Here is a 25912-nt window from a genome sequence, read left to right on the forward strand (position 1 = left end):
GCCCGGTTTAAAACCGGAATCCGCTTGGCGGAACCGGAAGGGCTAAAAAATCAGACAATGAGGCCGCAACCGGCCGCAAGGTGATTCAAATGGAAAAGTCTTGGAAGATGGGCGACCGGGTCGCCGTCACGCAGCCTGCAAGTAGTGCGGCACCGGAAGGCGCGTCATACCATGTGATATCATTGAGGCCTCCCTGTTGCGTGTTGAAGAGGAGTGCTTTCTACCTTTCCTCTGCAGAATTGAAAAGCATCAAACCTGCGGTCGATGTTCGATCCCGCCGACCTGTTGCCTGAAGACAACAGACAATTCGGCCCCACCACCCCTTGAGCGAAAAACCCGTCTCGCGATAGGAAGGGCCATGACCGGACTTCGCATCGCCCTCTACCAGCCCGACATTCCCGGCAATACCGGCACGATCCTCAGGCTTGCCGCCTGCCTGGGCCTCGGCGTCGACATCATCGAGCCCGCCGGCTTCGACATTTCCGACCGCAACCTGAAGCGCGCCGGCATGGATTATCTGGCAAACGTGTCGCTTGCCCGACACGTCAATTTCGAACGCTTCGAGGAGTGGCGACGGGAAAGCGGGCGGCGCCTGGTCCTTGCATCGACGAAGGCCGCCGAGCACTACACCGATTTCGCTTACCGTCCCGACGACATCCTGCTGTTCGGCCGCGAAAGTGCCGGCGTTCCCGAAACCGTCCACGACACAGCCGACGCCCGCGTCATCATTCCCATGGTCGAGGGACAGCGCTCGATCAATGTCGCGATGTCCGCGGCGATGATCGCCGGCGAAGCGCTGCGCCAGACCCGCTGAGGTTGGGGTTCCACAGCCGGCCGCCCGCGCACGCTCTGCACGCCCATCAATCAACCGTCGTGAATCCGCGCTAGACTGGTTGCGCCCGCCGACGTGCGGCGCGCATCGGTTACATTCGCAACTGCGGCATGATGGCTCGCGACCCTCGCAGAGTTTGCTAATTCTACCAATGGATGATATATTGCAACGCAGCATAAACCGGGAGACGATCGATGTTCGAGACCGCATTCGCCCTGAGTTTGACCCAGTTTGCCAGAAGTCTGAGCTTTCCGGAGCGGATTCAGCATCGCCCTGCCCGCAATGCCGCGCTTGAGCCCTGGCGCCTGCGCAATACCGGGCTCGATGCCATCTTCTACGACGTAAAGTCGCTGACGGCCGAGGAAACCTTCTACATCAGCGATTCCATCGCTTCCGAAGGCCTGATCATGATCGTCCCGCCGAGCGGCGGGGCCATGCTGACCATCTGCGACAGCGTGGCGGAATACAAGCTTCGCGGCGGGCGCGACGTGCACTCCCTGACGGTCGCCGGCATCGGCGGCTCGGCGATCGGGGCTGCGGCTTTTGCCCGAAACGTCGCCGACGCAATCGGCGAACCGGTCGCTGCGGTCGTGTCGGGCTATGGCCTTGGCGACATCATCAACGAGACGATCGGCGGCTCGTTCTTCTTCGGCTGGCTCGGCCACATGCGCAACGATCTCGAAGTGATCGACGACGTCGTCGGCCGCCCGCATCTCGGCGCCTATGAGGATCGCCACAAGCTGGCGCTGAAACCGCATCCGAGCGCGCTTGACACCGACACGGTCGAAACGCTGCTCGTCGACCCCGCCCTCTCCTTCCACCTGCTCGCCGGCCATTCCCGCGGCAACCGTGTTCTGTCCGAGGCCCTCTACGCCATCCGGGAAGAGGAACCCGACCGTCTGCGCAAGATGGCCAGCGGCCTGCGTATCGTCACCTTCGGCGGGCGCATCACCATGCCGCCGGACTGCCGTGACGTCATCGATGTGATCGGCGAACTCGACTGGTTCGGCGAGATCAACTCCCGTCCGCTGATCCCCAGCGACATTCGCGTGCCGCTGACGGGCCATTCGACCAATACCGATTTCGCCGGCGCCTTGCAGGTCACCAAGGTCCTGAAGGACATCATTGCCCGCAGTCTGCCGGCCGTCGTCGAGCCGGAACAGTCGGCCGCGACTGAGGCGGTCAGCGCCGAGGCGCCAGCCCTTTCACCGAGCCCCGCAATCGAGGCCGAAGCGGCCATCGAGACTGCAACCGCCGAACCCGAACAGGTCGTCGAATCGGAACAGATCGACGAAGCCGTACAGGTTACCGAGCCCGAACCGGTGGCGGATGCCGATCTGGCTGCGGAAGCCGGACCGATCGCGGATGCCGTGATCGAACCGGTCGAGGCGCTGGCGTCGGAGAAAGCGGAAGAGCCCGCCGCCGTCATGGCAGAGCGGGATGAAACGGATGAGGCGATCGTCGAAGAAGCCCCCCAGGCCGTCGCCGGCGATGACGAGGAAATGCCTGCCGCCCCGATCGAGGCGATCGCCGAGGAGCAGCCCGTCGAAGCCGAAGCATCGCCGATCGTGCCCGCTCCTGAACCGGTCTCGGCCGCCGTCCCGCAGCGCCACGCACCGAGCAAGGCGACCCGTGCCACGCACAGGACCCCGAAATCGAAGGGTCCGACCCGCCGTTGACGGGCGTCAGGACCCGACCTTCACCAAGACAAGTGAGCCCGGCACTTCAGGACGATGTGCCGGGCTCTTCATGTAAAGGATGGGCGAAACCCTCGCCGGCCCTGATGTTCTGTTGGGTCACGCTCAGGCGAACAGCTTGAGCGAGGCCCCCATCGAATTGTTGGCAATGTTGAGGCCGATGGTCTGCAACTGCTGCTGGACCTTCTGCGCCGAAAGCTTGGCCGATTCCTCTTCCATGTCGGCATCGACCAGACGGCCGATGCCGATCTCGGTGATGTCCTGGAGGTCCTGCAGGAACTCCGTGCTGGAAGCGATCCGGCTGCGGGTGGCGCCGAGATTGGCGCTGGCGTCGATCATGTTGGTCATCATCGAATTCATCGCCGAGATCATGCCGTCGAACTCGGCGCTCGTCGTCGCGTCGGACACCGAGATCTCCTTCGACGTGGCAGCGACCGGAACGGACGAATTGGCGTCGAGCAGATGGTAGTCATAGGCCACGCCGCTCTTCGTCGTGCCCGAATAGGATTGGGTGAGCAATCCATCCTGCGCGTCCTGGCCGCTGATCAGCGTCGACTTCGCCGTGTCGAAGTCGATCACATTGACCGACACGTCGCCGTCGCCATTGCTGGTGACGGAGGCGACCATGGACTGCACCTTGGGCTGCTGCCCGGCATCGAGGTTGAGCCAGTTCTGGCCGTTGAACGAACTCGACTGGGCGATCGTGCCGAGTTGCTCCTTGAGCTGGGTGATCTCCGCATTGACCGCCGAGCGGTTTGTGCCGACCGCCTGGGCGAGGATCAGCTTCGACTGGATCTCGGCAACGATCGAGGTCGCCGCCTCCATGCCGAGCGCGGCTGTATCCGTGATTGCGGCGGAAAGCCCGGTCGCGTCCTCGGCACTGGACAGCGACATGGCGTCGGCGCTCATCGTCGTGGCGATCGACCAGTAGGCGGCGTTGTCAGACGCCTCCTCGACCCGCTTGCCGGAGGCAACCCGTGTCTGTGTCGCTTCGAGCGCCCTGCTCGAACCGGTCAGCAACGACAGTGCCGAGGCAGCCGTGGAATTGAAGGAAACACTTGTCATCAGTCGTCCTTGCTGTGAACCACGAAAAATGCCGGGCGATGGCCGTGGCTTTGACGATGGGCTTCATGCCGGGTCCGCACAGACGAGCGCAGACCGTCAACTATGGCAAACATGCCAGAGGCGACTTGATATGCGCTTTAAGAAATCGTTAGAATTTTAGCGATGGCCGGCAAAACCTGCGAAATGCGGGGCGCGACCCGGATGGGGCCCCCACACGTCAGTCCGCCGAGGGCAGCCGGCGCATGGTGAACTCGATCTGGTCGCCGTCGAGCTGGCGCCAGCTCTCCACTTCCGTCCAGTAGGCTGCTTTGGGGAAGCTGTCGAACCATTCCCGTGCCTTGGCCCGCGCCTCGTCGCGCGTCAGGCAGAAGGTTTCGCGCACGAATTGTCCGCCGTCGCGGCCGGCCTTGGCCAACCGGTGGCTGGCAATGCGCTTTTTCAGGCCGTCGAGCGGCGGAGGACCGGGTATTCTCGTCATGAAACACCTCGCTAGCCTGCAAAATAATGCCTCCTTTCCGGTTTTGCGAGTCGATTTTCGGGGACGTGGCCGCCGCGCCGCTGTTCGAGACCGGGCCGTCCTGATAATTCCAAATCTGCGATGGGCGACGAGTCGCCACGCATGGGCTGATGCCCAGGGGGAAGCCATGCAAAGACCTGACCTGCCGAAAGGCCTGCCAGACGACATCGAAGACAAGAAGCAGGCGGCAAGGTCCTGGTTCGAGAGCCTGCGCGACACGATCTGTGCATCCTTCGAAGCGCTCGAGGACGAGCTTTCCGGCCCTCTGGCCGACCAGCCGCCCGGCCGTTTCACGGCCAAGGACTGGCAGCGCGACGGCGGCGCCGGTGGCGGCGGCCGCATGTCGATGATGGAAGGCCGCGTCTTTGAGAAGGTCGGCGTGCATACCTCGACGGTCCACGGCGAATTCTCCCCGGAATTTCGCAAGACCATGCCGGGTGCCGAGGAAGATCCGCGCTTCTGGGCCTCGGGCATCTCGCTGATCGCCCATCCGGTCAATCCGAACGTGCCGGCCGTGCACATGAACACCCGCATGGTGGTGACCACCAGCCAGTGGTTCGGCGGCGGCGCGGACCTGACCCCGGTGCTCGATCGGCGCCGCACCCAGGAGGACCAGGACAGCCGCCTGTTCCACCGTGCCATGGAGATCACCTGCGGCCGCCACGCCGCCGTCGCCGACTATGCGGCCTACAAGGCCTGGTGCGACGAGTATTTCTTCCTGCCCCATCGCAACGAAGCCCGCGGCATCGGCGGCATCTTCTTCGACTGGCTGCACTCGCCGGAGGAGCGGGGCGGATGGGCCGCGGACTTCGCCTTCGTCCAGGACGTCGGCCGCGCCTTCAATCTCGTCTATCCGAAGATCGTCCGGTCGAACTTCAACCAGCCCTGGACCGAAGAGGACCGCGACGAGCAACTGGTCCGCCGCGGCCGCTACGTCGAATTCAACCTGCTCTACGACCGCGGCACGATCTTCGGCCTGAAGACCGGCGGCAATGTCGAATCAATCCTGTCCTCCATGCCGCCGGTGGTGCGCTGGCCCTGAACTGAGGGGCCGGAACGCCATCCAGCAAGCACGCAAGGCCCGCCAAAGGCGGTTTTCCGGCATGATTTTGGCTACCCGGGCCTGCGACACTAAATTGCATTTGGAATGCACTGCCACCGTGTTATTCTTCTCATGGGAATATGGAGGAGAAGCGCGATGGCCTACCCGAGCAGCATTCCACCCCAGCAATCCGCAGCCACCGACCGGGCGCTCGACGCGCCCGAACTGATCGATCGCCTCGCCGAGCAATTGCGTGCGACGAGCGGCGTCGATCTTCCGCACGCCTATTTCGTCGAGCAGGTTCAATTGGGCCTCGGCGGTCGCGACCTGACCGATCTCGCCGCCGCCAACGACATCGAGGGTGCCTCCCGCCGCCGTCACCCGCAGGCCAACGGCTCGGTGTTCCGCGCCTGGGCCATGCCGGAATAGGCAGTCCGGCCGCATCTTTGCAAAGCGGCAGAGGGCGCTCGTCGGCGCCCCTGATGCCCGCTGGGCGTGTCCCGTCTTTGCCTGATTAGCGTTTCATGATATGCTCCGACGCATTGAACCCAGTCGAAGAGGAGATGCGACATGAGGCAGTTTGAATGCGGTTCACTGGTTCCGGGCTGCCCCTGGCACACCCGCGCCGAGGAGGAAGCGGAAGTCGTTCGCCGCTCCGTCGAGCACATGCGGACCGCGCACGGCGAAACGGTCATCCGCGAAACCATGGTCGGAAATATCAAGGCCCGGATCACCGATCAGGCAAAAGCCGCCTGAAAGGCCAGGGGCCGCAGCGGCTCCCGGGCGCGCTTGATTCAACATCTGAGGTCCGCCGCGAAACCGTTTAAGTTTCAGGCATTTGGCCGGCCTGACGGAATCGTTTCCGCAACGACTTGAATCAGTTCCTGACGAGGTCATCTACCCGGGCGAGCAGCTTCGCCCGGTCGAAGGAGAAGTTGGACGAGATCCATTCCTGCTCCAGCGCTTTCAGCGTTTCACCCACCTTGGGTCCCGGGGAAGCCCCGGCCGCCAGCACGTCGGCGCCGCTCAAGGGAAAGACCGGCCGTTCGAATTTTTCCGCCCGTTTCAGCAGCACCGACAGCCGGCCGGTCTTCGCCATGGCCTTCGGGTCGACGGCGGCATTGCTGCGCGCGGTGGCGAGATCGATCTTCAAGGCCGCGACCACGCCGTCTTTGCCGAGGTGGTAGAGTTCGCGGTCGAAGGCTGCATCCGTCACCTCGCCGTTCGGCTTTGGCGCCCGGGCAAACCGGTCGAGGAAGACGGCCTCGGCATTCGACAGGCGCAGACGTTGCGCAAGGGCCGCCAGCCGCTCGGCATCCTTGGGCACGATCGCGGCAAGCCGCAGCATCGGATCCGGCTCCCATCCGAGCGCCTGCTCGGCGGCAACCAGCGCGGGGATCGCGTCGATGCCCCATTTTTCCGTTTCGGGCAGGATCGCCCCGAGCACGCCGGACTGACGCATCCACAACAGCGCGCGGCCCGGATCGCGGGCCGACAGCAGCTTCTTTGTCTCCGCCCAGACCCGCTCCGCCGAAAGGGTCGAAAGCTTGTCCTTGGCCCGCGAACAGGCCTTGAGGCCCGCCGGATCCGGCCGCCCACCACCGTAATGGGCGAAGAAGCGGAAGAAGCGCAGGATACGCAGATAATCCTCGGCGATCCGTGTGTCCGCGTCACCGATGAAGCGCACGGTCTTGGTCTCGACATCCGGCAGACCGCCGATGAGGTCGATCACCTCGCCATCGGCTCCGACATAGAGCGCGTTGATCGTCAGGTCGCGCCGTTCGGCGTCCTCCTGCCAATCCTCGCCGAAAGCCACCTTGGCGCGGCGGCCGTCGGTCTCGACGTCGCGGCGAAGCGTCGTCACCTCGAAGCCCATGCCGTCGAGCACCAGCGTCACCGTGCCGTGGTCGATCCCGGTCGGCACCGCCTTGATCCCGGCCGCCTTGGCGCGCTCCATCACCGTCTCGGGCGGAAGCGTGGTTGCAAGGTCGATGTCGGCGACCGGCAGGCCCATCAGGCTGTTGCGCACCGCCCCGCCCGCCACCCGCGCCTCGCCGCCGTCGGCATTGAGAAGCGCGAACAGCCGCTGCAGCGCCGGATCGGTGAACCAGGTCTCGTTCGACAGGTTGGTCATGCATAGAGCCTTTCATAAAGAGTCCGGATGATGCCGGCGGTAATGCCCCAGATATGGCGCTCGCCATAGGGCATCACGTAGAAATGCCGGACGATCCCCTGCCAGGTGCGGCTGTCGCGCTGGTGATTGTCCGGGTTCATCAGGAAGGACAGCGGCACTTCGAACACCGCGTCCACCTCGTCGGGATTGGGCTCGATGACGAAGCCGCGCCGGACCACCGAGAGCACAGGCACGATGCGAAAGCCTGTACCGGACAGATATTGCGGCAGCCGGCCGACCGTCTCGACGAAGGACGGATCGAGCCCGATCTCCTCCTCAGCCTCGCGCAGCGCCGCGACCTCAGGCGACAGGTCGCCCTCGTCGACGCCGCCGCCGGGAAAGGCGACCTGGCCGGAATGCTTGCGCAGCGTCGCCGTGCGCTGGGTGAGGATCACCTTCGCCCCGTCCGGATCGTCGACCACCGGAACCAGAACGGCCGCATCCTTGAGCTTCAGCCCCTCGATCTCGATCAGCCCTTCGGGATTGAGGATGTGGTCGCCGTGGTCGCGCCAGGCATGCTCGATCGGCGCGCCGATCTGGTTGAGCGCCCGGTGGCGGAAGTCGGCGGCGGAATAGATGTCGAAGCTCATTTCGACAGCCGCTCGAGTTCTGCCGCCGGCATCACCGGAAAGAGTGCCCCGCCCGAGCGGACCGCGAACATCTCGACCCCGTCGATCTCGACCGTCTCGCCCTGCTCCACCAGGTCATACATGACGGCGCGCGACACCAGCGCCTCCAGCCGCCCCCGCACATGCAGGTAAGGCTTGAGCTCATGGTTCTCGCCATGCACGACGAAGCGCAGCGCATGGTCCGGCCCGGCCTCGACCACGTCGCCGACATTGGTGCGGAAGGTCAGCAGCTTGTTCCCGTCCCGCTCGCTCTCGCTCATCTCGACGGCGAGAAAGGGCGCGTCCTCGATGCGGATGCCGACTTTCTCCACAGGTGTTACGAGATAGGTCTTGCCGTCCTCGTCCTTGCGCAGCACCGTCGAAAACAGCCGCACCAGCGGCGCACGGCCGATCGGCGTGCCCATGTAGAACCAGGTGCCGTCGGCGCGGATTTCCATGTCGATATCGCCGCAGAATGGCGGTTCCCAGCGCTCCACGGGCGGCAGGCTCGGCTTGCCGCCGGCCGTCTGCGCCGCCGCGCGCGAAATCATCGCCGCCAGTCCGGCCGCATCCGTCGTCGCCTTCAGCGTGTCGCCTGCCATCTTTGGGTCCCGGTTGGTGCCTAATCAGTGTTATGTCACGAGATAGTCATTCGAAACGCGCTTGTCAGCCGCCCGTTGGGGAATAAGTTAGTTTCATGTGCCGCTGTCGGGAAGACCGTCCCGATTCGGCCGCGACGGCAAAACCAGATGGAGAAGACCATGGGCCTGATGCCAACCCCGGATGCCGCCCTCGACGAAAAGGCTATCATCGCGGCCGCCGAAAAGGCCCTCGCAGACATTGCCGCCGTGCGTCTGGCCGTCTCGAAGGTCATCTTCGGTCAGGAAAAGGTGGTGGAGAATACCCTGCTCGCCATCCTGTCGGGCGGCCATGCGCTACTGGTCGGCGTGCCGGGCCTTGCCAAGACCAAGCTCGTCACCACGCTCGGCACCGTGCTCGGCCTCGATGCCAACCGCATCCAGTTCACCCCCGACCTGATGCCCTCCGACATTCTCGGCACCGAGGTCATGGACCAGGACGAGAACGGCAGGCGCTCCTTCCGCTTCATCAAGGGTCCGGTCTTCGCCCAGTTGCTGATGGCCGACGAGATCAACCGCGCAAGCCCCCGCACCCAGTCGGCGCTGCTGCAGTCGATGCAGGAGTATCAGGTGACGATCGCCGGCCGGCCCTACGACCTGCCCGCCCCCTTCCATGTGCTCGCCACCCAGAACCCGCTGGAGCAGGAAGGCACCTATCCGCTGCCGGAAGCCCAGCTCGACCGCTTCCTGCTGCAGGTCGACGTAGGCTATCCGGAACTGGCCGCCGAACGGCAGATCCTCTTGGAAACCACCGGCGTCAGCGACCAGAAGGCGGCCGGCGTCCTGACCGCCCCCCGCCTGATCGAGATCCAGAAACTGATCCGCCAGATGCCGGTCTCCGACAGCGTCGTCGACGGCATCCTGTCGCTCGTCCGCTCCGCCCGCCCCGGCCACGGCAATGCCGAGACGGACAAGGCGGTCGCCTGGGGTCCCGGCCCCCGCGCCGGGCAGGCGCTGATGCTCTGTGCCCGCGCCCGCGCGCTCTATGAAGGCCGTCTGGCCCCCTCGCTCGACGACGTCCATGCGCTGGCCGAACCCGTTCTCGAACACCGCATGGCGCTCACCTTCGCCGCCCGCGCCGAGGGCATGTCGGTGCGCGACGTGATCGCCGGACTGGTGAAGCAGGCACGCAGCTAGAAACCGGGAAGGATCGCGGACACGTGGCAGCCATCGGCCAGATCGTCGAGCAGACCCCCGCCGGGGACGCGCTGACCCGCGCCCGCCAGCGCGCCAGCCTCGTGCCCGACTGCATGGTCGAGGCCCGCCGCATCGCCAATACGGTGATCGCCGGCTGGCACGGACGGCGCAAGCGCGGCATCGGCGAGAACTTCTGGCAGTTCCGCCCCTATGCCGAAGGCGAAAGCTTCGCCCGCATCGACTGGCGCCGCTCGGCCCGCGACGACCACACCTATATCCGCGACCGCGAATGGGAGGCCGCCCATACCGTCTGGCTCTGGGCCGATCTCTCGCCGTCGATGATGTACAAGTCGACGCTCGCCTCCGTTTCCAAGGAAAGCCGTGCGCTGGTGCTGATGCTGGCGCTCGCCGAAATCCTCGCCCGCTCCGGCGAACGCATCGGCTGCCCGGGCGTGATGGAGCCCGCCTCGGCCCGCAACGCCGCCGAACGGCTGGCGACCGCGATCATTCATACCCCCCTTTCGGGCGGCCTGCCGGATACGGCGATGATCCGCGGCGCGAGCGACATCGTGCTGATCGGCGATTTTCTCGACGACGCCGACGCGATCATGGAGAAGATCGCGCCGCTCGCCCGCCGTGGACTGCGCGGCCATGTGGTCGAGATCGCCGATCCGGCCGAGGAAAGCTTCCCCTATACCGGCCGTACCGAATTCACCGATCCGGAAACCGGCCAGAAGCTCGTCTCCGGCCGCGCCGAGGGGCTGCGCGACGACTATCGCCGCGCCTATCTCGCCCGGCGCGAAAACCTCGGTGAACAGCTCCGCCGGCTCGGTTGGAGCTTCGTCCACCATTCGACGGACCGCCTCGCCTCCGAGGCACTGGTCGCGGTCCACATGTATCTCTCCGGCACGCCGCCGCTCACCGGCCGGAGCACAGCACCATGAACGCTTTGCCGCTCGCCTTCGCCACCCCCGCCGTGCTGATTGCGCTGGCCGCCCTGCCGCTGATCTGGTGGCTGCTGAAGCTCACCCCGCCGCGCCCGAAGACCGAAGTCTTCCCGCCGCTGCGCATCCTCGCCGGGGTCTTGAAACGCGACGAGACGCCGTCGAAGAGCCCGTGGTGGCTGACGCTGCTGCGGATGATGCTCGCCGCCCTGGTAGTCTTCGCGCTGGCCGACCCGGTGCTCAACCCGCGCAACGCCTCGCTTTCGACCGACGGCCCGCTGGTGCTCGTCGTCGACAATGGCTGGGCGACCGTCGCCGACTGGGACCGCCGCGTCGCGACCGCCGAAGCCCTGATCGGCGATGCAAGCGACCGCGACCTGCCGGTTTCGATCGTCTTTACCGCCGATGCCAGCCACGACGCGGTGCCGGCCGGCGCTGCAGCCGCCCTGGAACGACTGCGCGCCGCAAGTCCGAAGCCGCTGCGCCCCGACCGCGTCCGCGCTCTCGACGCCCTTCGCGCAGCGCTTGATGGCACGAGGCCCGGCACGCTGGCCGTCCTCTCCGATGGCATCGCCGCCGACGACAAGGAAGACCTGATGGCCGGCCTGGCCGACCTTTCGCCGGCACAACTCCGCCTGGTCGAGGGCGACAACGCCGCCGCAACCGCCATTACCGGCGCATCGAACGGCGCCGACGCGCTGACCGTCACCTTGTCGCGCCTAGACGGCAGCGCCGCCCGGAGCCTGATCGTCGATGCCCAGGACCGCCAGGGCCGCGTCATCGCCTCCGGCAATGTTGACTTTACCGCCGGAGCAACCGTGGCCAGCGGCCAGATCGCCGCTCCGTTCGAATTGCGCAACGACTTTGCCCGCCTGTCGATTGCCGGCCTTGCCACGGCCGGGGCGACGCACCTGCTCGACGACGGTTTCCGCCGCCGCCGCGTCGCGCTGATTTCCGGCGATGCCGGCGACAATTTCCAGCCGCTCTTGTCGCCGCTCTACTATATCGAGCGGGCGCTGGCGCCCTATGCCGACCTGATCAAGCCCGGCGTCGCCGATCTCGCCGTCTCCGTGCCGGAAATCCTGGCGCAGAAGCCCTCGGCCATCGTGCTGGCCGACATCGGCCGCCTGCCGGAATCGGTCTACGAGCCGCTGCAGGCCTGGATCGCGGGAGGCGGCACACTCATCCGTTTTGCCGGACCCCGCCTCGCCGCCGCACCTGTCGGCGATCCGCTGGTGCCGGTCATCCTGCGCCAGGGCGAACGCGAACTCGGCGGTGCGCTCTCCTGGGCCGAGCCGCAGCCGCTCGCCGATTTTCCGAAATTCGGCCCCTTTGCCGGCATGCCGAGGCCGGACGGCGTGCTGATCAAGCGTCAGGTGCTGGCCGAGCCGACCCCGGATCTGGCTGAGCGCACCTGGGCGAGCCTTGCCGACGGCACGCCGCTCGTCACCGTCCGCGAAACCGGCGCAGGGCGCACCGTGCTATTCCATGTCAGCGCCGAGGCCACCTGGTCCGACCTGCCGATCTCCGGCGAATTCGTCGAAATGCTGCGCCGGGTGGTGCAGATGTCGCGCGCCGGCACCGCCGCGGCCAATGCCGATCCGGCAGCCAGAGCAACGCTTGCACCCTTCCGCCTGCTCACCGAGCGCGGCGCGCTCACTGCCGAAACCGGCAATGCCCGCCCGCTCGATCTCGGCGAAGCGCGCCCGGCCTCCGCGACCTTCGACAACCCGCCCGGGCTCTACGGCACCGAGGACGGCTTTGCCGCACTGAACCTCCTGCCCGCCGGCGCCGAGCTGAAGCCGCTGAAAGTCGACACCGCGCTTGCCGTGACCCGCGAACCGCTGGCCGGCACCGCCGCCATGCCGCTGAAGCCGATCCTGCTGTCGCTGGCCTTCGCGCTCCTGATCATCGACAGCCTGGTCGTGCTGTTCATGGGCGGCGCCTTTTCCCGCCTGCCGCGCCGCGCTGCGGCCGCGTCCGTCGTGGCGCTCGCTTCCGTGCTGCTCTTCGCGCCGGGCGACCGCGCGACGGCTGACGACGCAAAGCCCGGCGACGCGGTGATCCTCGAGCGCCTCGACAACACCCATCTGGCCTATGTCGTCACCGGCGAGGCCGAGGTCGACCAGCTGTCGGAGAACGGCCTGCGCGGCCTCACCGACTTCCTCACCTACCGCACGACGCTGGAGCCGGCCCCGCCCGTCGGCCTCGACATCACCAAGGACGAGCTGTCCTTCTACCCGATCATCTTCTGGCCGATCTCGGCAACCGCCCCCATGCCGTCTGCCGCCGCCATCAGCCGGATCGACGCCTATATGCGTGCCGGCGGCACCGTGCTGTTCGACACGCGCGACCAGTTCTCCGCGCTTGGCGACGAAAGCGGCCCGAGCGCCAATGGCGAGCGGCTGCAGGCGATCCTCGCCAATATCGACATCCCGCCGCTGGAGCCGGTGCCCTCCGACCACGTGCTGACGCGGTCCTTCTATCTGCTGACCAATTTTCCCGGCCGCTACACCGGCAGCCCGCTCTGGGTCGAGGCGCGCCAGGAGGCCAAGACCTCCAACAGCGGCGTCGCCTCCACCGGCGACGGCGTCTCGCCGATCCTGATCACCGGCAATGACATGCTCGGCGCTTGGGCGATCGACGCGAACGGCGCCTCGGTCCTGCCGACCGTGCCGCCGGACGAGATGCAGCGCGAAATGTCCTTCCGCTCCGGCGTCAACATCATGATGTACATGCTGACCGGCAACTACAAGGCCGACCAGGTCCATGTGCCGGCCCTCCTCGAACGGCTGGGGCAGTGACATGACACTCCAGTTTGCCCCCTTCGTTCCGTGGTTCGTCCTGCTGGCCCTTGCCGTGCTGGCCCTCATCCTCGCCACGGCGGGCTTTGCCCGCGGCGTGCGCGGCACCGGCATTCGCCTTATCGCCTCCGCCGCAGTCCTCGCTGCGCTCGCTAATCCGCTTCTGATGCAGGAGGACCGCGAGGCGCTTTCCACCGTCGTGCCGGTCATCGTCGACCGCAGCCAGAGCCAGGAAACGCCGGAGCGCACCGCCATGACCGATGCGGCGCTCGAAGGCCTCAAGGACCGGCTATCGCGCTTTACCCGCATCGAGCCGCGCATCGTCGAAGTGCGCGATCCCGCCACCTCCGACGCGCCCTCGACGAGGCTGTTCGAGGCGCTCGCCTCGGCCATCTCCGACGTGCCCCCGGCGCGCATCGGCGCCGCCGTCTTCATCACCGACGGACAGGTGCACGACGCGCCCGCCGCCGGCCAGGCGCTCGGCTTCGACGCGCCCGTCCACGGCCTCGTCACCGGCAAGGCCGACGAGTTCGACCGCCGCATCGAGGTGCTGCGCGCGCCGCGCTTCGGCATCGTCGACGAGGACCAGGAACTGACCTTGCGCGTCTTCGACGATGGCCGCCGCACCGATACGCCCGCCACCGTCACCGTGCGTTTGAACGGCGAGGAGATCGCCACGCTCAACGCCACACCCGGTGTCGAGACGCCCTTCGGTTTCAAGGTGCCGCGCGGCGGCAACAATGTGCTGGAATTCGCCGTCGCCGCCACGCCCGGCGAGGTCACCGAGGTCAACAACAAGGCGATCCACCTGATCGAGGGCATCCGCGAGAACCTGCGCGTGCTGCTCGTCTCCGGCGAGCCCCATGCCGGCGAGCGCGCCTGGCGCAACCTCTTGAAATCCGACGCCGCAGTCGACCTGGTGCACTTCACCATTCTGCGCCCGCCGGAAAAGCAGGACGGCACGCCGATCAACGAATTGTCGCTGATCGCCTTCCCGACGCGCGAGCTCTTCGTCGAGAAGATCAACGATTTCGACCTGATCATCTTCGACCGCTACCAGCACCGCGGCGTGCTGCCGATCCTCTATTACGACTACATCGCCGAATACGTGAAGAAGGGCGGCGCCCTGCTGATCGCCGCAGGCCCCGAACATGCCGGCGAGGATTCGATCGCGATAACCCCGCTCGCCTCCGTGCTTCCCGCCGCCCCGACCGGCAACATGCACGAGGCGGCTTTTTATCCGCGCCTCTCCGACCAGGGCAAGCGCCACCCCGTCACCCGCGGGCTCGACGGATCGGCCATCGAGCCGCCGCAATGGGGCCGCTGGTTCCGCAGCGTCGACGTCGACCCGCCGCGCGGCGAAACCGTGATGACCGCCGCCGACGGCCGTCCGCTTCTGGTGCTCGACCGCGCAGAGGAAGGCCGCGTCGCCATGCTGCTCTCCGACCAGGGTTGGCTCTGGGCCCGCGGCTTCGAAGGCGGCGGCCCGCATGTCTCGCTCTATCGCCGCATCGCCCACTGGCTGATGAAGGAGCCGGAGCTCGAGGAAGAGGCGCTGAAGGCCCGCGCGAGCGGCCGCACGCTGGAAGTGACCCGCCAGACGATCGCCGGCGATCCGGGCGCCGCCACCATCCGCACGCCGTCGGGAAAGACCGAGACGCTGGCACTCACCGAAACCGCCCCCGGCCTCTATCGAGGCGAGAAGCGCATGGACGAGACCGGCCTCTTCACCATCGCCAATGGCGAATTCTCCACCCTCGTCCATGTCGGCGCGGTCGACGCACCCGAGTTCAAGGCCATGGTCTCGACGCTCGACACGCTGAAACCGATCGCCACCGAGACCCGCGGCAGGATCGCCCGCCTCGACGACGGCAAGGGGGGCCTGCGCCTCCCCGACATCCTCCCCGTCCGCGGCGACGTCCGCATCGCCGACGACCGCCGCCTGCTTGTGCGCCTGACCGACGAGACGGTGCTGAAGGGCGTCAATACGCTGCCGCTGTTTGCCGGCTTTGCCGGGCTGGCGGTGCTGCTCTTGGCGATGTCGGCGATGTGGTGGAGGGAGGGAAGGTAGGCGCGCGGGGTCTGGCGTGGCTGGAACGTTGAATGCTGGCACAGTGAGCAATTTTGCGCTATTTTACGGCTATGACGAAGGCAGACCTGAAGCAAGAACGGACGGGAAAATGGGTGGTGCGCGATTCACATAGCGGCCGCTTCATCGAAGTGCGCGGCGCAAACTCGATGAGTTCATCGCCACTGCCTCTGAAAAAGGACGTCGACCTTACCAAGCCGATCGCCGCGCAAGCCCTGAAACAAGATTCCAACAATCTGCAGAAGCCAGTGAAGAAGGACTGATCTTTGGCCGGCGTGCTGCTCGATACGCACACGTTCTACTGGCTGATTACGGCCGCAGGTACACTGTCGGAAGAAGCGCTGATCGCAATCGCCAACAACCAGGCTAGCAGCACACTCTACGTGTCGCCGATCACGGCTTGGGAATTGTCGATCGCGTCGCGCAAACCTCCACACAGGGACCCGCCAAGCCTCGGCACGAAATCACCGTCCCGATGGTTTTCAGAAGCTGTGGCGGCAACAAAGGCACGCATCGTTCCGATCCACCAGAGAATTGCCTGCGAAGCAGCCGCAGTGGTGACCGATACGGGCCACAAGGATCCGGGCGACTGCTATCTGATCGCCACTGCCCGATTGAAGAAACTCGCCGTCGTTACGCGCGATTCTGTCATGCTGAGGATCGCTTCTCCCTCCTATTTGGACGTTATCGTTTGCTGAATACCGTTCCCAACGACGCCAACACTCAAGCGGAAAGCCGCTCTCGCACCGACTGAAGGAGTGATGTTGATGAAAGACCGCAGCCATGACGATGCGATGGCGGATCTCTTCCGAGATGATCCGCAGATGGCGGCTGCCACGCTCGACGCGATCCTGGCAGACGGCGATCAGGGTGAGTTGCTGGTGACGCTTCGCCAGATGACCAAGGCCTTCGGCGGCCTGCCCGCCGTCGCGAAGTCGGCAGAACTGAACCCGACGCAACTCTACCGGATCCTCTCGGAAACAGGGAATCCGGAACTACGCAACCTGAGCGCCCTGCTTCGCAGCATGGGCATGCGCTTGTCCGTGCAACCGCTCGACAAGGTCACCTCGCACACTGCGTCCTAGGCAGAAAACTGGCTGAGCCACGAGCGGGTCAGAATCGCATCTGCACGGTTCGGCGCCCATCCATGCCCCGCTTCAAGCGCATGATGTGTCACTATCGAGCCGGCATCTGAAAGCTGCATGGCCAGCCGGAGCGCAGCGCATGGCTTCCGTCGGTCATCGTTCTTGCCAGACAGGATGAGAACGGGCATCGCAGCCATCGTGGGGAACACGAAATCATCCGCAAGTGGCTCCGGGCGTAGCAATACAGCACCGGCGAACCGTTCAGGTGCGATCGACAGCAGGGCCGAGATAAATATGGCCCCGCTGGAATAGCCAAGCGCCACCAAGCTTCCGCCCATTGCTCCCAGGTCACCCGTCGGGGACAGCGTTTCTCTGGCAAGCGCAACGACCGCACTTGTATCAATACTGCGGTCAGGACGGCGCGTGGTGAATGTGAATCCTTCTCCGGAGGCTATCGGCCCCGTCGGCGCCAGATGCGGCCAGTTTGGCGCAACCTCATGAGCGAATGCAGACAAGGCAGTCTCATCCTGGGCTGAACCATGAAAGGTAACAAGTCTCAAGGTCGCCACTCCATCGACACGGGCTCGAACCCAGCTAGCAGAGTTGACTCAGGCCGACAATGTTCGGCAATCTGCCGTTGATCGTGCCGCCAGCCCCCATCGACACCGGCCCCATTTCCCCCTAACCTCACCCCATGAGCCTCCCCCTCCCCCTCTCCGACACCGTCCCCGACGACGCCCGCGAAACCATCCTCGCCGGGATCAAGGCGCACAACAATGCCCTGCTCGGGCCGACCGACCGGCGCGACCTGTTCATTCCGTTGACCAATGCCGAAGGACAGACCGAGGGCGGCCTTGCCGGTTATACCGGGCGCGGCTGGCTTTATGTGGAAATGCTGTTCGTGCCGGAGCACCGGCGCGGCCAGGGGCTGGCCGGCGCGCTGCGGCAAAGGGCGGAGAACGAGGCGAAGGTCCGCGGCTGCAAGGGCGCCTATATCGACACGATCAATCCCGACGCCCGCCGCGTCTATGAGCGGCAGGGCTATTCGGTCTGCGGCACGCTCGACAATTTCACCGGCGACTTTGCGATCACCTGGCTCAGCAAGCTCTTCTGAGCGCCTCGGCGGCGGCCTCGGCCGTGTCGTCCATTGGCCGCCAGGCGATCAGGCCGTTCAGCCGTTCATGCACGTCCGCGCCGAGCGGCACGACCAACACCCGTGCCGGATCGACCGGACCCGGAAAATCCAGCGCCTTGTACGCCACCTTCTCGAAGCCGAGCGGCATGTAATACGGTGGATCGCCGATCAGGATAACGGCTTCGGAGCCGGCGCGGCGCGCCGCCTCGATGGCGATGCGCACCAGTTCCCGGCCGATCCCCCGGTTCTTGTGCGAGGGACGGACGGCGAGCGGCCCGAGCAGATGGCCCTTGACCGTTCCGGCAATCACCGGCGTCATACGCACCGAGGCGATCGTCTCGCCGTCGTCGGCGCAGATGAAGGACAGGTGCCGGTCATGCGGCCCCTGCTCGCGGATGCGGGCAGCCGCGCGGGTATGCCGGCCGGGGCCAAAAGCTTCTTCGTTGATGTGTTCGATGACAGCGTCATGCGACGCATCCTCGGTGAAGTAGACAAGGTCGTGATTTTTCATGGATGAGCGGACCGTAAGGACAGACGGAGATATGGGTTCTCGTTGACGCCGCAAGGGCGTTCGGGAAGCATCAGCGTCGTCGCAGGGTCCGTGGTGCGGTCATGGAAAAAGGGTCATCCGTTTTTGCGAAATCCCGGATAGCAGCAAATTTTGCAGCCGTCCAATGGAAAAACGCAGTGTTCACCCCTTGGCATCTCCCAATATGCGCGGCGAGGCGTATCTATGGGGCAGGACATGAACAACTGACAGGAGAGCGCCGATGGGCATGCTCGTTGACGGCGTCTGGCACGACGTCTGGTATGACACGAAATCCACCGCCGGCCATTTCGAGCGCTCCAAGGCGCAGTTCCGCAATTGGGTGACTGCCGACGGCTCGGCCGGCCCGACGGGCAGCGCCGGCTTCAAGGCCGAGGCCGGGCGCTACCATCTCTATGTGTCGCTCGCCTGTCCCTGGGCCCACCGCACCCTGATCTTCCGCAAGCTGAAGGGCCTCGAAGGCCTGATCTCGCTGTCGATCGTCGATCCGCTGATGCTGGAGAACGGCTGGGAATTCCACGATCGCGACGGCGCCACCGTCGACCATCTGTTCGGCTCGGATTTCCTCTACCAGATCTACCTGAAGGCCGATCCGGCCTATTCCGGCCGTGTCACCGTGCCGGTGCTGTGGGACAAGCAGACCGGAACGATCGTCTCCAACGAATCGGCCGACATCATCCGCATGTTCAACACCGCCTTCAACGGCCTGACGGGTTCGCAGACCGACTACTGCCCTGACGACCTCCGCGGCGACATCGACGCGCTCAACGCCCGCATCTATGACGCCGTCAACAACGGCGTCTACAAGGCCGGCTTCGCCACGACTCAAGCCGCTTATGAGAGCGCCGTCATCCCGCTCTTTGCCATGCTGGACGAACTGGAAGAGCGCCTCGCCACCGGCCGCTACCTGTTCGGCGCGCGCCTGACCGAATCCGACTGGCGGCTGTTCACCACGCTGGTGCGCTTCGATCCGGTCTATGTCGGCCATTTCAAGTGCAATATCCGCCGGATCGTCGACTATCCGAACCTCTCGGCCTATGTCCGCGACCTCTACCAGACGCCGGGCGTCGCCGAAACGGTCGACATCCGCCACATCAAGCACCACTATTACCGCAGCCACAAGACGATCAATCCGACCGGCGTCGTGCCCGTCGGCCCTGCCCTCGACCTCGATCGCCCGCACGGGCGGGACGCGCTGGCGGAGACGCCGGAACTCACCAGATATCGGCGGGGCTGACCTCGCCGCTCAGTTCCGCGAGCCGCCGGAGCGTGGCGGAGGTTACGTCCTTCGGCAGGTCGCGCGGATCGAAGAAACCGGCTTCGACGATCTCGCGGTCGGCGAGCCGCGGCGCAGTCTGGGTCACTTCGGTGCGATAGAGCAGCACATGGTCGCGCGGGCTGATGCGGCGGTTGAAATAGACATGGAAGAGCTGCGGCGGGGCGGTGAGCTCGAGATTGCCCTCCTCGCGCAGTTCCTTCTCCAGCGCCTCGAAGGCCGTCTCGTGCCGCTCGACCCCGCCGCCCGGCATGTACCAGCCGGGAACATAGGAATGGCGCACGAGAAAAATCTCGCCTTGCGGGTTGAAGCAGGCGGCGCGCACGCCGAGCGTCATGCCGCGCGACATGGCGAAATAGCTGTGCAGCACCTTCAGCAACAGGCGCCGCCGCAGCCCCGTCCCCTCATCCAGGCCCTTTTGCTGGTTCATTCTTCTTGCTCCCGTCGCGCCGCGTCTTTAAGAGTGGCGCCATGTTCAAGCTCGCGCATATATCCGATGTTCACCTGGGCCCGCTCCCGAACCTGACCATCCGCGAATTGGCTTCCAAGCGCATTACCGGCTATGTGAACTGGCACCGCAACCGGCGCAAGCATCTTTTCACCAACGCGCTCGATCTGGTGATGGAGGACCTGCGCCGGCACGAGCCGGACCATCTGGCCATCACCGGCGACATGGTCAACCTCGCCTCCGGCATCGAGATCCGCCTGGTCGCCGAGTGGCTGCGCCAGGCCGGCGCGCCGCTCGACACCTCGGTCGTACCCGGCAATCACGACGCCTATGTGCCCGGCGCTCACGACAAGGCGGTGCAGGCCTGGTACGACTACATGCGCGGCGACGACGACCCGCTGATCTGGCGGGAAGGCTACAAGCTGTTTCCCTATATCCGCCGCCGCGGCCCCGTGGCCCTGATCGGCTGTTCCACCTCGATCGCCACCCCCCCCTTCTCCGCCACCGGCTATTTCAGCGCCCGCCAGGCGCGCGAGACGGTGGCACTGCTGAAGGCAGCCGGCGAGGAAGGCCTGTTTCGCGTGGTGATGATCCATCATCCGCCGATCCGGGGGGCCGCCGCCTCCCACAAGCGCATGATCGGCATCCGCCGCTTCGCCGCGGCGATCGCCATGGGCGGCGCCGAACTCGTGCTGCACGGCCACACCCATCTCAACACGCTCTACTGGCTTGACGCCCACGGCAGGCGCGTGCCCGTCGTAGGCATCGCCTCGGCCTCGCAAGGCCCCGGCGCACCGAAACCGCCGGCCGGATACAATCTCTTCTCGATCAGCGGCGAACCCGGCGCGTGGAAGCTCAAATGGGACCGCTACGGCCTGTTCGACGCCGCCGTCAAACTTCGCCACGAGCATCACCAGATCCTGTTCGGTTAAAGCGTTTCCTGACTCGATTGAAGCATTCTGTTGCGCTCGCGGTGGCGGGCGACGACCGCCCGCAGGTTGTCGGAAAAGACCGCGATGGCCGCCTGCGCCTCGTCGAGCCCGAAACCGGACCAGCCCATACGCTTGACCACGACCGGCTTGCAGATCCGGAAGAACACGGCCTGGCCGATGAGCGAAAACACGGTCAGCGACAGCGCATCGGCATCGCCGGGACGGCCGACGGCAATGGCGAACAACTGGCAGAAACGCTCATGCAGCGGCTGCGCCATCTTCTCGTAGAGCAGGCCGTCGACCTCGCCCGGCACGACCAGTTCCCGGGTCATGAAGGTGGAGATCCGGTCGGCGTCCGGCCGCGTCGAGCCGATCAGGATCAGCGTGCCGATCATGCCGTCGAGAAGATCAAGCGCCTCGTCCGGCGTCAGCATCGGCGGCAATGGCTGCGTCAGCGAAGCGCCGAGCGATTCGAGAACGACCCCGATCACATATTCGATGCATGCCGTCCTCAGGCCCGGCTTTCCGCCGAAATGATAGGCGATGCTGCCGATATTGGCGGCCGCATGGTCGGCGATCTGACGCGTCGATACGGCATCGTAACCGTGATTGCCGAACAGCTCGAGCGCCGCAGAGATCAGCGATGCCCGTGTGGCGGCCGCCCCCGATAGCTGTCTGGCCATGCACTCCTCCCGGCGAGTAATCAGTCGATTGATTAGGAGGGAACGACAGGAATTTCAACTGCCCTCTCGCAACCCGGAGCCGCGCGGACAAAACCCATCCAGCCTGCCAAGGTGGGAGATTGCAGCATTCAATTCTTGATCCAAGTCAATGCTGGCCGGATTGGCAAAGCGCCTAATAGCATTAGTAATGTCTGCTGAAGCCCTACCGGGTCGGCGCAGCATCGGGAGTTCCCAACAAGCGAAAGCCGTGAACGGGGCGACGCATGTCGCTTTGCCACGGCGCGACAACACACAGAGAGGAGAGTCATGGCGCACAAGAACACCCCCAACCTGACCACGAAGAATGACGCGAACGCAGACGGTGGGCTTCCGTCCGTCGTTGAGATCAGCTTGGCCGACGAGCGCAGCGAAGCGGCGCAGGAAGCGGAGCTGTCCGCCATGAAAGAGATCGCCGGCGACGGCGCCGACGGCGTTGAGCTTCAAGCGGGGATCGAGGCGATCATCGCCGGTGCCTCGCCCGACGACGCGAACCGCTTGCGAAAGGGTCTCGGCCTGCCGAAACCCTCGGGCCATCCCCGGATCAGCAGCGACGAACTCGCCGACGACTGGCGGGACGGCGGCTACCCCTTCAAGTACAAGATGCTTCGTCGCGACTACGAGCACGAGAAGTTCGTTCTCCAGACCGAGCTGCTGAAGCTCCAGTCCTGGGTGAAGGAGACCAACCAGCGACTCATCATCCTTTTCGAGGGACGCGACGCGGCCGGTAAGGGCGGCGCCATCAAGCGCTTCATGGAACACCTCAATCCGCGTGGCGCCCGCGTCGTCGCGCTCGAAAAGCCGAGCGACGTCGAACGCGGCCAGTGGTACTTCCAGCGTTATGTGGAGCACCTGCCGACCCGCGGCGAGATCGTGCTTTTCGACCGCAGCTGGTACAATCGGGCCGGCGTCGAGCGGGTCATGGGCTTCTGCAGCGAGGAGGAATATCGCGAGTTCCTGCGCCAAGCGCCGGAGTTCGAGCGCAATCTGGTGCGCAGCGGAATCCACCTGATCAAGTTCTGGTTCTCGGTGAGCCAGGATGAGCAGCGCCGTCGCTTCAAGGAACGCAAGGTCCACCCGCTCAAGCAATGGAAGCTTTCGCCGGTCGATCTCGCCTCCCTCGACAAATGGGAAGACTATACCCGGGCCAAGGAAGCCATGTTCTTCCACACGGACACGGCGGATTCGCCCTGGCTGGTGATCAAGTCGAACGACAAGAAGCGCGCCCGCCTCAACGCCATGCGCTACGTGCTGCATTCCCTGCCCTATACCGGCAAGAACCCGGATAGGATCGGGCGCGTCGACAGCTTGCTGGTCGGCCGGGCCAACACGATCCACGAGCGCGGCGAATATACGTTCGGCGCCAATTAGGCTCAACGCTCACCAACTGGCTCAGAAATGCTGACGGCCCCACCGGGGCCGTCAGATAGACCATGCCCTGCGATCACGGCCAGAAGCCGCGAAGCACCGATAGGTCAGGCTGTCATTTCGCGAAGCACGGCGGCCACCGCCTCCGGGCATTCGTCAATCAGCATATGGCCGGCATTGGCGATCCTGGTCAGCGCTATATTGGCGGGCAGCCGGTCCGCCTGCCATGACGGCAGGATGCAGTCCTCCCCGCCCCAGACCACCCGGATCGGCATGGTCAAGCCGGCCAGAGCCTCGAGCGGCAGCTCGCCTTGCAGCCGTTCGCCGCTCGGCGCCACGAAGGTAATCGCCTCGAAGATGCGCTCGAACGCGGCCTGCGCGCCCGGCTGGTGCCGGATCGCCAGCATGTCATCGACCAGGTCGTCGTCGATCGTCGCATTGAAGCCGGACATACCCTCCAGCGCCCAGATCAGGTCGAGATGGGTCTCGGCCTGGGCATAGTGGGACAGCAGGCGGTGGTTGATCGAGGGTCCGAAGCCGCCGGGCGCCAGAAGCGTCGCGCTCAAGACCCGCTTCTGCTCGCGCAGCGCCAGAAGCGCCGCCGTGGCGCCGCCGAGCGAATGCCCGGCGACATGAAAGGCGGTGACGCCGCGCAGGTCGAGATCGTTGCGGATGGCCTTGGCCATCTTGCCCGCCCCGCCTATCCCGTCGGCTTCGAGCGAGCCCGCATGGCCCGGCATGTCATAGGCAATCACCGGCAGGGCGGGACCAAGCCCCGCCATGACCTTTTTCCAGACGAAAGCCCCACAGCCGAAACCGTGCAACAGCACAAGCGGCGGTGCGCTCCTCACATCTCCGATCACCACCGCGTGGAGCGCCATGGTTCAGCCCTTCGTCGCGCGTTCGTCGAGAACCCGGTTTGCCGCCGAGACGATCGCCTCGAGCGAAGCCGCGACGATATTGGTGTTGATGCCGGCGCCGAACAGCTTGCCGCCCGGATGCACGACCTCGACATAGGCGATGGCCGAGGCGTTGGAGCCGTGCTGCAGCGAATGCTCGGAATAGTCGGCAACCGTCAGCTCGATGCCCAGATAGCTCGACAGCGCGTTGATGAAGCCGTCGATCGGGCCGGTTCCCTGCCCTTCGATCCGCTTCGTCTCTCCACCGTCGGTGATTTCGGCAGCGACGATGCGGCGGCCCTTCTGCGCCGGGTCGGCATAGGTGTGGTGATCGACGTACTTCAGGCGCCCGCCGGGCTGCTCGACATAGCGCTCGATGAATCGCTCGTAGATCCGCTTTGAGGGCAGTTCGACACCTTCCTCGTCGGTGATGCGCTGGATGTCCTCGCGGAACTCCACCTGCAGCGCGCGCGGCAGGTTGATGCCGTAGTCTTCCTGCAGGATGTAGGCGATACCGCCCTTGCCCGACTGCGAGTTGATGCGGATGATCGCCTCGTAGGTCCGGCCGACGTCCTGCGGGTCGATCGGCAGATAGGGCACTTCCCAGACCGGCGAATTGGCCGTGCGCCGCGCCTTCATGCCCTTGTTGATCGCATCCTGGTGCGAGCCGGAGAACGCCGTGTAGACCAGTTCGCCGACGTAAGGGTGGCGCTCCGGAATGGTCATCTGGTTGGAATATTCATAGACCGCCTTGATCCGCTCGATGTCGGAACAATCCAGTTTCGGATCAACGCCTTGCGTGAACATGTTCAAGGCCAGCGTGACGATGTCGACATTGCCGGTACGCTCGCCATTGCCGAACAGCGTGCCCTCGACGCGGTCGGCGCCGGCCATCAGGCCGAGCTCGGTCGCCGCGATCCCGGTGCCGCGGTCGTTATGCGGATGCAGCGAGATGATGACGTTCTCGCGATTGTCGATGTTGCGGCACATCCATTCGATCTGGTCGGCATAGATGTTCGGCGTCGCCATCTCGACGGTCGACGGCAGGTTCAGGATCAGCTTGTTGTCCGGCGTCGGCTTGATGATATCGATGACGGCATTGGAGATCTCCAGCGCCACGTCCAGCTCGGTGCCGGTAAAGCTCTCCGGCGAATATTCGAAGCGGAAGCCGCCATTCTCACCCGTGGCGGCCTTTGCCGCCATGTCGGTGATCATCTTGGCCGCATCGACGGCGATCTGCTTGATGCCGGCGACATCCTTGCCGAACACCACGCGGCGCTGCAATTCACTGGTGGAATTGTAGAAATGGATGATCGGCCGCTTGGCCCCCTGCAGCGCCTCGAAGGTGCGCGTGATCAATTCCGGCCGGCACTGCACCAGCACCTGCAACGACACGTCGTCCGGCACATTGCCTTCCTCGACGCACCAGCGGGCAAAGTCGAAATCGGTCTGCGAGGCCGAAGGAAAGCCGATCTCGATTTCCTTGAAGCCCATTTCGATCAGCAACTGGAACATGCGGGCCTTGCGGTCGTGGCCCATCGGATTGACCAGCGACTGGTTGCCGTCGCGCAAGTCCACCGAGCACCAGATCGGCGCCTTGGTGATGGACCTCGATGGCCAGGTGCGGTCCTTGATGTCGATCTGCGGATAGGGGTGGTACTTGGTCGCCGCTTCGGGCATTCCCACAACGCCGGCACCGGATTTCATGGTCATGTCGTTCATCTCTTCCTCTTCCGCATCTGCCCGGCTCTTAGCGCATCAAGCGCGGTTTTGCGACGGCAAATGCTGGCCTCAAGTCGGCCAAATAGTCTCAGTGTACGGGATTTGCTTCGAGGAGCTGAGCCATGCGGCTATCCGGCCGCCGGGCGCTCCTCAAAGGACCCGGCAACCGCGGATAAGGCTAAGAAGAAGCGAGTTTGGCGCCGACGCGACGAAACCGGCCGCAGCGCGGTCAGCT

General features: G+C 65.2%; 27 protein-coding genes. 16 read left to right on the plus strand and 11 right to left on the minus strand.

From position 1 onward, the window contains the following. Nucleotides 1-358 precede the first annotated feature (358 nt). Entirely contained in the window at nucleotides 359-814 is a 456-nt protein-coding gene (locus L867_RS0104155; protein WP_028735715.1) for a tRNA (cytidine(34)-2'-O)-methyltransferase, read from the plus strand. 212 nt (nucleotides 815-1026) lie between these two features. Further along, nucleotides 1027-2511 carry a cell envelope biogenesis protein OmpA gene (locus L867_RS24535; RefSeq protein ID WP_051438800.1) on the plus strand — a complete coding sequence of 495 codons (1485 nt, stop codon included), beginning with the start codon at nucleotides 1027-1029 and terminating at the stop codon, nucleotides 2509-2511. Between the two features lie 123 nt (nucleotides 2512-2634). Here the strand turns inward: L867_RS24535 and L867_RS0104165 are convergent, their stop codons facing one another. Beyond that, complete coding sequence (locus L867_RS0104165) at nucleotides 2635-3594, minus strand: flagellin N-terminal helical domain-containing protein (RefSeq protein ID WP_028735716.1); 960 nt, start codon at nucleotides 3592-3594, stop codon at nucleotides 2635-2637. Between the two features lie 217 nt (nucleotides 3595-3811). Continuing rightward, on the minus strand, nucleotides 3812-4072 hold the full coding sequence (locus L867_RS0104170; RefSeq protein WP_028735717.1) for a hypothetical protein: 261 nt from the start codon (nucleotides 4070-4072) through the stop codon (nucleotides 3812-3814). 166 nt (nucleotides 4073-4238) lie between these two features. Here L867_RS0104170 and hemF point away from each other — a divergent pair, with 166 nt between their 5' ends. The 3 genes from hemF to L867_RS0104185 all read left to right on the plus strand — a co-directional run bounded on the left by hemF (nucleotide 4239) and on the right by L867_RS0104185 (nucleotide 5909). Beyond that, entirely contained in the window at nucleotides 4239-5153 is a 915-nt protein-coding gene (hemF, locus tag L867_RS0104175; protein WP_028735718.1) for an oxygen-dependent coproporphyrinogen oxidase, read from the plus strand. 156 nt (nucleotides 5154-5309) lie between these two features. Next, entirely contained in the window at nucleotides 5310-5582 is a 273-nt protein-coding gene (locus tag L867_RS0104180; RefSeq protein WP_028735719.1) for a hypothetical protein, read from the plus strand. A gap of 141 nt (nucleotides 5583-5723) precedes the next feature. Beyond that, complete coding sequence (locus tag L867_RS0104185) at nucleotides 5724-5909, plus strand: DUF1059 domain-containing protein (RefSeq protein ID WP_028735720.1); 186 nt, start codon at nucleotides 5724-5726, stop codon at nucleotides 5907-5909. Between the two features lie 121 nt (nucleotides 5910-6030). Here the strand turns inward: L867_RS0104185 and L867_RS0104190 are convergent, their stop codons facing one another. Genes L867_RS0104190 through L867_RS0104200 form a run of 3 tightly spaced genes read right to left on the minus strand, consistent with a single transcriptional unit; the run spans nucleotide 6031 to nucleotide 8536 of the window. Beyond that, complete coding sequence (locus L867_RS0104190; protein ID WP_028735721.1) at nucleotides 6031-7287, minus strand: CCA tRNA nucleotidyltransferase; 1257 nt, start codon at nucleotides 7285-7287, stop codon at nucleotides 6031-6033. Beyond that, a complete protein-coding gene (locus L867_RS0104195; RefSeq protein WP_028735722.1) occupies nucleotides 7284-7916 on the minus strand; it encodes a CoA pyrophosphatase in 633 nt (210 codons plus the stop codon). The genes L867_RS0104190 and L867_RS0104195 overlap by 4 nt, the downstream gene beginning before the upstream one ends. Beyond that, nucleotides 7913-8536, minus strand: a complete 624-nt coding sequence (locus L867_RS0104200; RefSeq protein ID WP_028735723.1) for a DUF1285 domain-containing protein — start codon at nucleotides 8534-8536, stop codon at nucleotides 7913-7915. The genes L867_RS0104195 and L867_RS0104200 overlap by 4 nt, the downstream gene beginning before the upstream one ends. 159 nt (nucleotides 8537-8695) lie before the next feature. Here L867_RS0104200 and L867_RS0104205 point away from each other — a divergent pair, with 159 nt between their 5' ends. The 7 genes from L867_RS0104205 (at nucleotide 8696) to L867_RS0104235 (ending at nucleotide 16631) form a co-directional block, all read left to right on the plus strand. Next, a complete protein-coding gene (locus tag L867_RS0104205; RefSeq protein WP_028735724.1) occupies nucleotides 8696-9709 on the plus strand; it encodes an AAA family ATPase in 1014 nt (337 codons plus the stop codon). Between the two features lie 23 nt (nucleotides 9710-9732). Then, a complete protein-coding gene (locus tag L867_RS0104210; RefSeq protein WP_028735725.1) occupies nucleotides 9733-10653 on the plus strand; it encodes a DUF58 domain-containing protein in 921 nt (306 codons plus the stop codon). Continuing rightward, nucleotides 10650-13457, plus strand: a complete 2808-nt coding sequence (locus L867_RS0104215; protein WP_028735726.1) for a DUF4159 domain-containing protein — start codon at nucleotides 10650-10652, stop codon at nucleotides 13455-13457. Before L867_RS0104210 ends, L867_RS0104215 begins: the two co-directional genes overlap by 4 nt. A 1-nt stretch (nucleotide 13458) precedes the next feature. Next, nucleotides 13459-15528 carry a membrane protein gene (locus tag L867_RS0104220; protein WP_028735727.1) on the plus strand — a complete coding sequence of 690 codons (2070 nt, stop codon included), beginning with the start codon at nucleotides 13459-13461 and terminating at the stop codon, nucleotides 15526-15528. A 71-nt stretch (nucleotides 15529-15599) separates the two neighbouring features. Continuing rightward, nucleotides 15600-15809 carry a hypothetical protein gene (locus tag L867_RS0104225; RefSeq protein WP_028735728.1) on the plus strand — a complete coding sequence of 70 codons (210 nt, stop codon included), beginning with the start codon at nucleotides 15600-15602 and terminating at the stop codon, nucleotides 15807-15809. A gap of 12 nt (nucleotides 15810-15821) precedes the next feature. After that, nucleotides 15822-16244: a type II toxin-antitoxin system VapC family toxin gene (locus tag L867_RS0104230; protein ID WP_232363886.1), complete on the plus strand. Its 423-nt coding sequence runs from the start codon at nucleotides 15822-15824 to the stop codon at nucleotides 16242-16244. A gap of 69 nt (nucleotides 16245-16313) precedes the next feature. Further along, nucleotides 16314-16631: a helix-turn-helix domain-containing transcriptional regulator gene (locus tag L867_RS0104235; protein WP_028735730.1), complete on the plus strand. Its 318-nt coding sequence runs from the start codon at nucleotides 16314-16316 to the stop codon at nucleotides 16629-16631. Here the strand turns inward: L867_RS0104235 and L867_RS27270 are convergent. Further along, a complete protein-coding gene (locus L867_RS27270; protein ID WP_037172402.1) occupies nucleotides 16628-17191 on the minus strand; it encodes an alpha/beta hydrolase in 564 nt (187 codons plus the stop codon). The genes L867_RS0104235 and L867_RS27270 overlap by 4 nt on opposite strands. Before the next feature lie 134 nt (nucleotides 17192-17325). Between L867_RS27270 and L867_RS0104245 the strand changes: the two genes are divergently transcribed. Then, entirely contained in the window at nucleotides 17326-17745 is a 420-nt protein-coding gene (locus L867_RS0104245; RefSeq protein ID WP_028735732.1) for a GNAT family N-acetyltransferase, read from the plus strand. On the opposite strand, the gene L867_RS0104250 is transcribed toward L867_RS0104245, so the two are convergent. Continuing rightward, the gene (locus L867_RS0104250) at nucleotides 17729-18277 is read right to left on the minus strand and encodes a GNAT family N-acetyltransferase (RefSeq protein ID WP_028735733.1); all 549 of its coding nucleotides are present in this window, start codon (nucleotides 18275-18277) and stop codon (nucleotides 17729-17731) included. The genes L867_RS0104245 and L867_RS0104250 overlap by 17 nt on opposite strands. A gap of 259 nt (nucleotides 18278-18536) precedes the next feature. Between L867_RS0104250 and L867_RS0104255 the strand changes: the two genes are divergently transcribed. After that, nucleotides 18537-19550, plus strand: coding sequence for a glutathione S-transferase family protein (locus L867_RS0104255; RefSeq protein WP_028735734.1), 1014 nt, complete (start codon nucleotides 18537-18539; stop codon nucleotides 19548-19550). Here L867_RS0104255 and L867_RS0104260 read toward each other — a convergent pair. Next, a complete protein-coding gene (locus L867_RS0104260) occupies nucleotides 19528-20019 on the minus strand; it encodes an NUDIX domain-containing protein (protein WP_028735735.1) in 492 nt (163 codons plus the stop codon). The genes L867_RS0104255 and L867_RS0104260 overlap by 23 nt on opposite strands. Nucleotides 20020-20060: 41 nt before the next feature. Here L867_RS0104260 and L867_RS0104265 point away from each other — a divergent pair, with 41 nt between their 5' ends. Beyond that, nucleotides 20061-20969 (plus strand): metallophosphoesterase family protein, encoded by a 909-nt coding sequence (locus L867_RS0104265; RefSeq protein ID WP_028735736.1) that lies wholly within the window; start codon nucleotides 20061-20063, stop codon nucleotides 20967-20969. Here the strand turns inward: L867_RS0104265 and L867_RS0104270 are convergent. Next, nucleotides 20966-21652 carry a CerR family C-terminal domain-containing protein gene (locus L867_RS0104270; protein WP_028735737.1) on the minus strand — a complete coding sequence of 229 codons (687 nt, stop codon included), beginning with the start codon at nucleotides 21650-21652 and terminating at the stop codon, nucleotides 20966-20968. The two genes, L867_RS0104265 and L867_RS0104270, sit on opposite strands and share 4 nt — an antisense overlap. Nucleotides 21653-21958: 306 nt before the next feature. Between L867_RS0104270 and ppk2 the strand changes: the two genes are divergently transcribed. Then, nucleotides 21959-23059 (plus strand): polyphosphate kinase 2, encoded by a 1101-nt coding sequence (gene ppk2, locus L867_RS0104275; RefSeq protein WP_028735738.1) that lies wholly within the window; start codon nucleotides 21959-21961, stop codon nucleotides 23057-23059. A 104-nt stretch (nucleotides 23060-23163) separates the two neighbouring features. Here the strand turns inward: ppk2 and L867_RS0104280 are convergent, their stop codons facing one another. Continuing rightward, nucleotides 23164-23937: an alpha/beta fold hydrolase gene (locus tag L867_RS0104280; protein ID WP_051438802.1), complete on the minus strand. Its 774-nt coding sequence runs from the start codon at nucleotides 23935-23937 to the stop codon at nucleotides 23164-23166. A 3-nt stretch (nucleotides 23938-23940) separates the two neighbouring features. After that, a complete protein-coding gene (leuA, locus tag L867_RS0104285) occupies nucleotides 23941-25677 on the minus strand; it encodes a 2-isopropylmalate synthase (protein ID WP_408605950.1) in 1737 nt (578 codons plus the stop codon). Nucleotides 25678-25912: the final 235 nt, after the last annotated feature.

The organism is Paenirhizobium selenitireducens ATCC BAA-1503, assembly GCF_000518785.1.
Classification (GTDB): domain Bacteria; phylum Pseudomonadota; class Alphaproteobacteria; order Rhizobiales; family Rhizobiaceae; genus Allorhizobium; species Allorhizobium selenitireducens.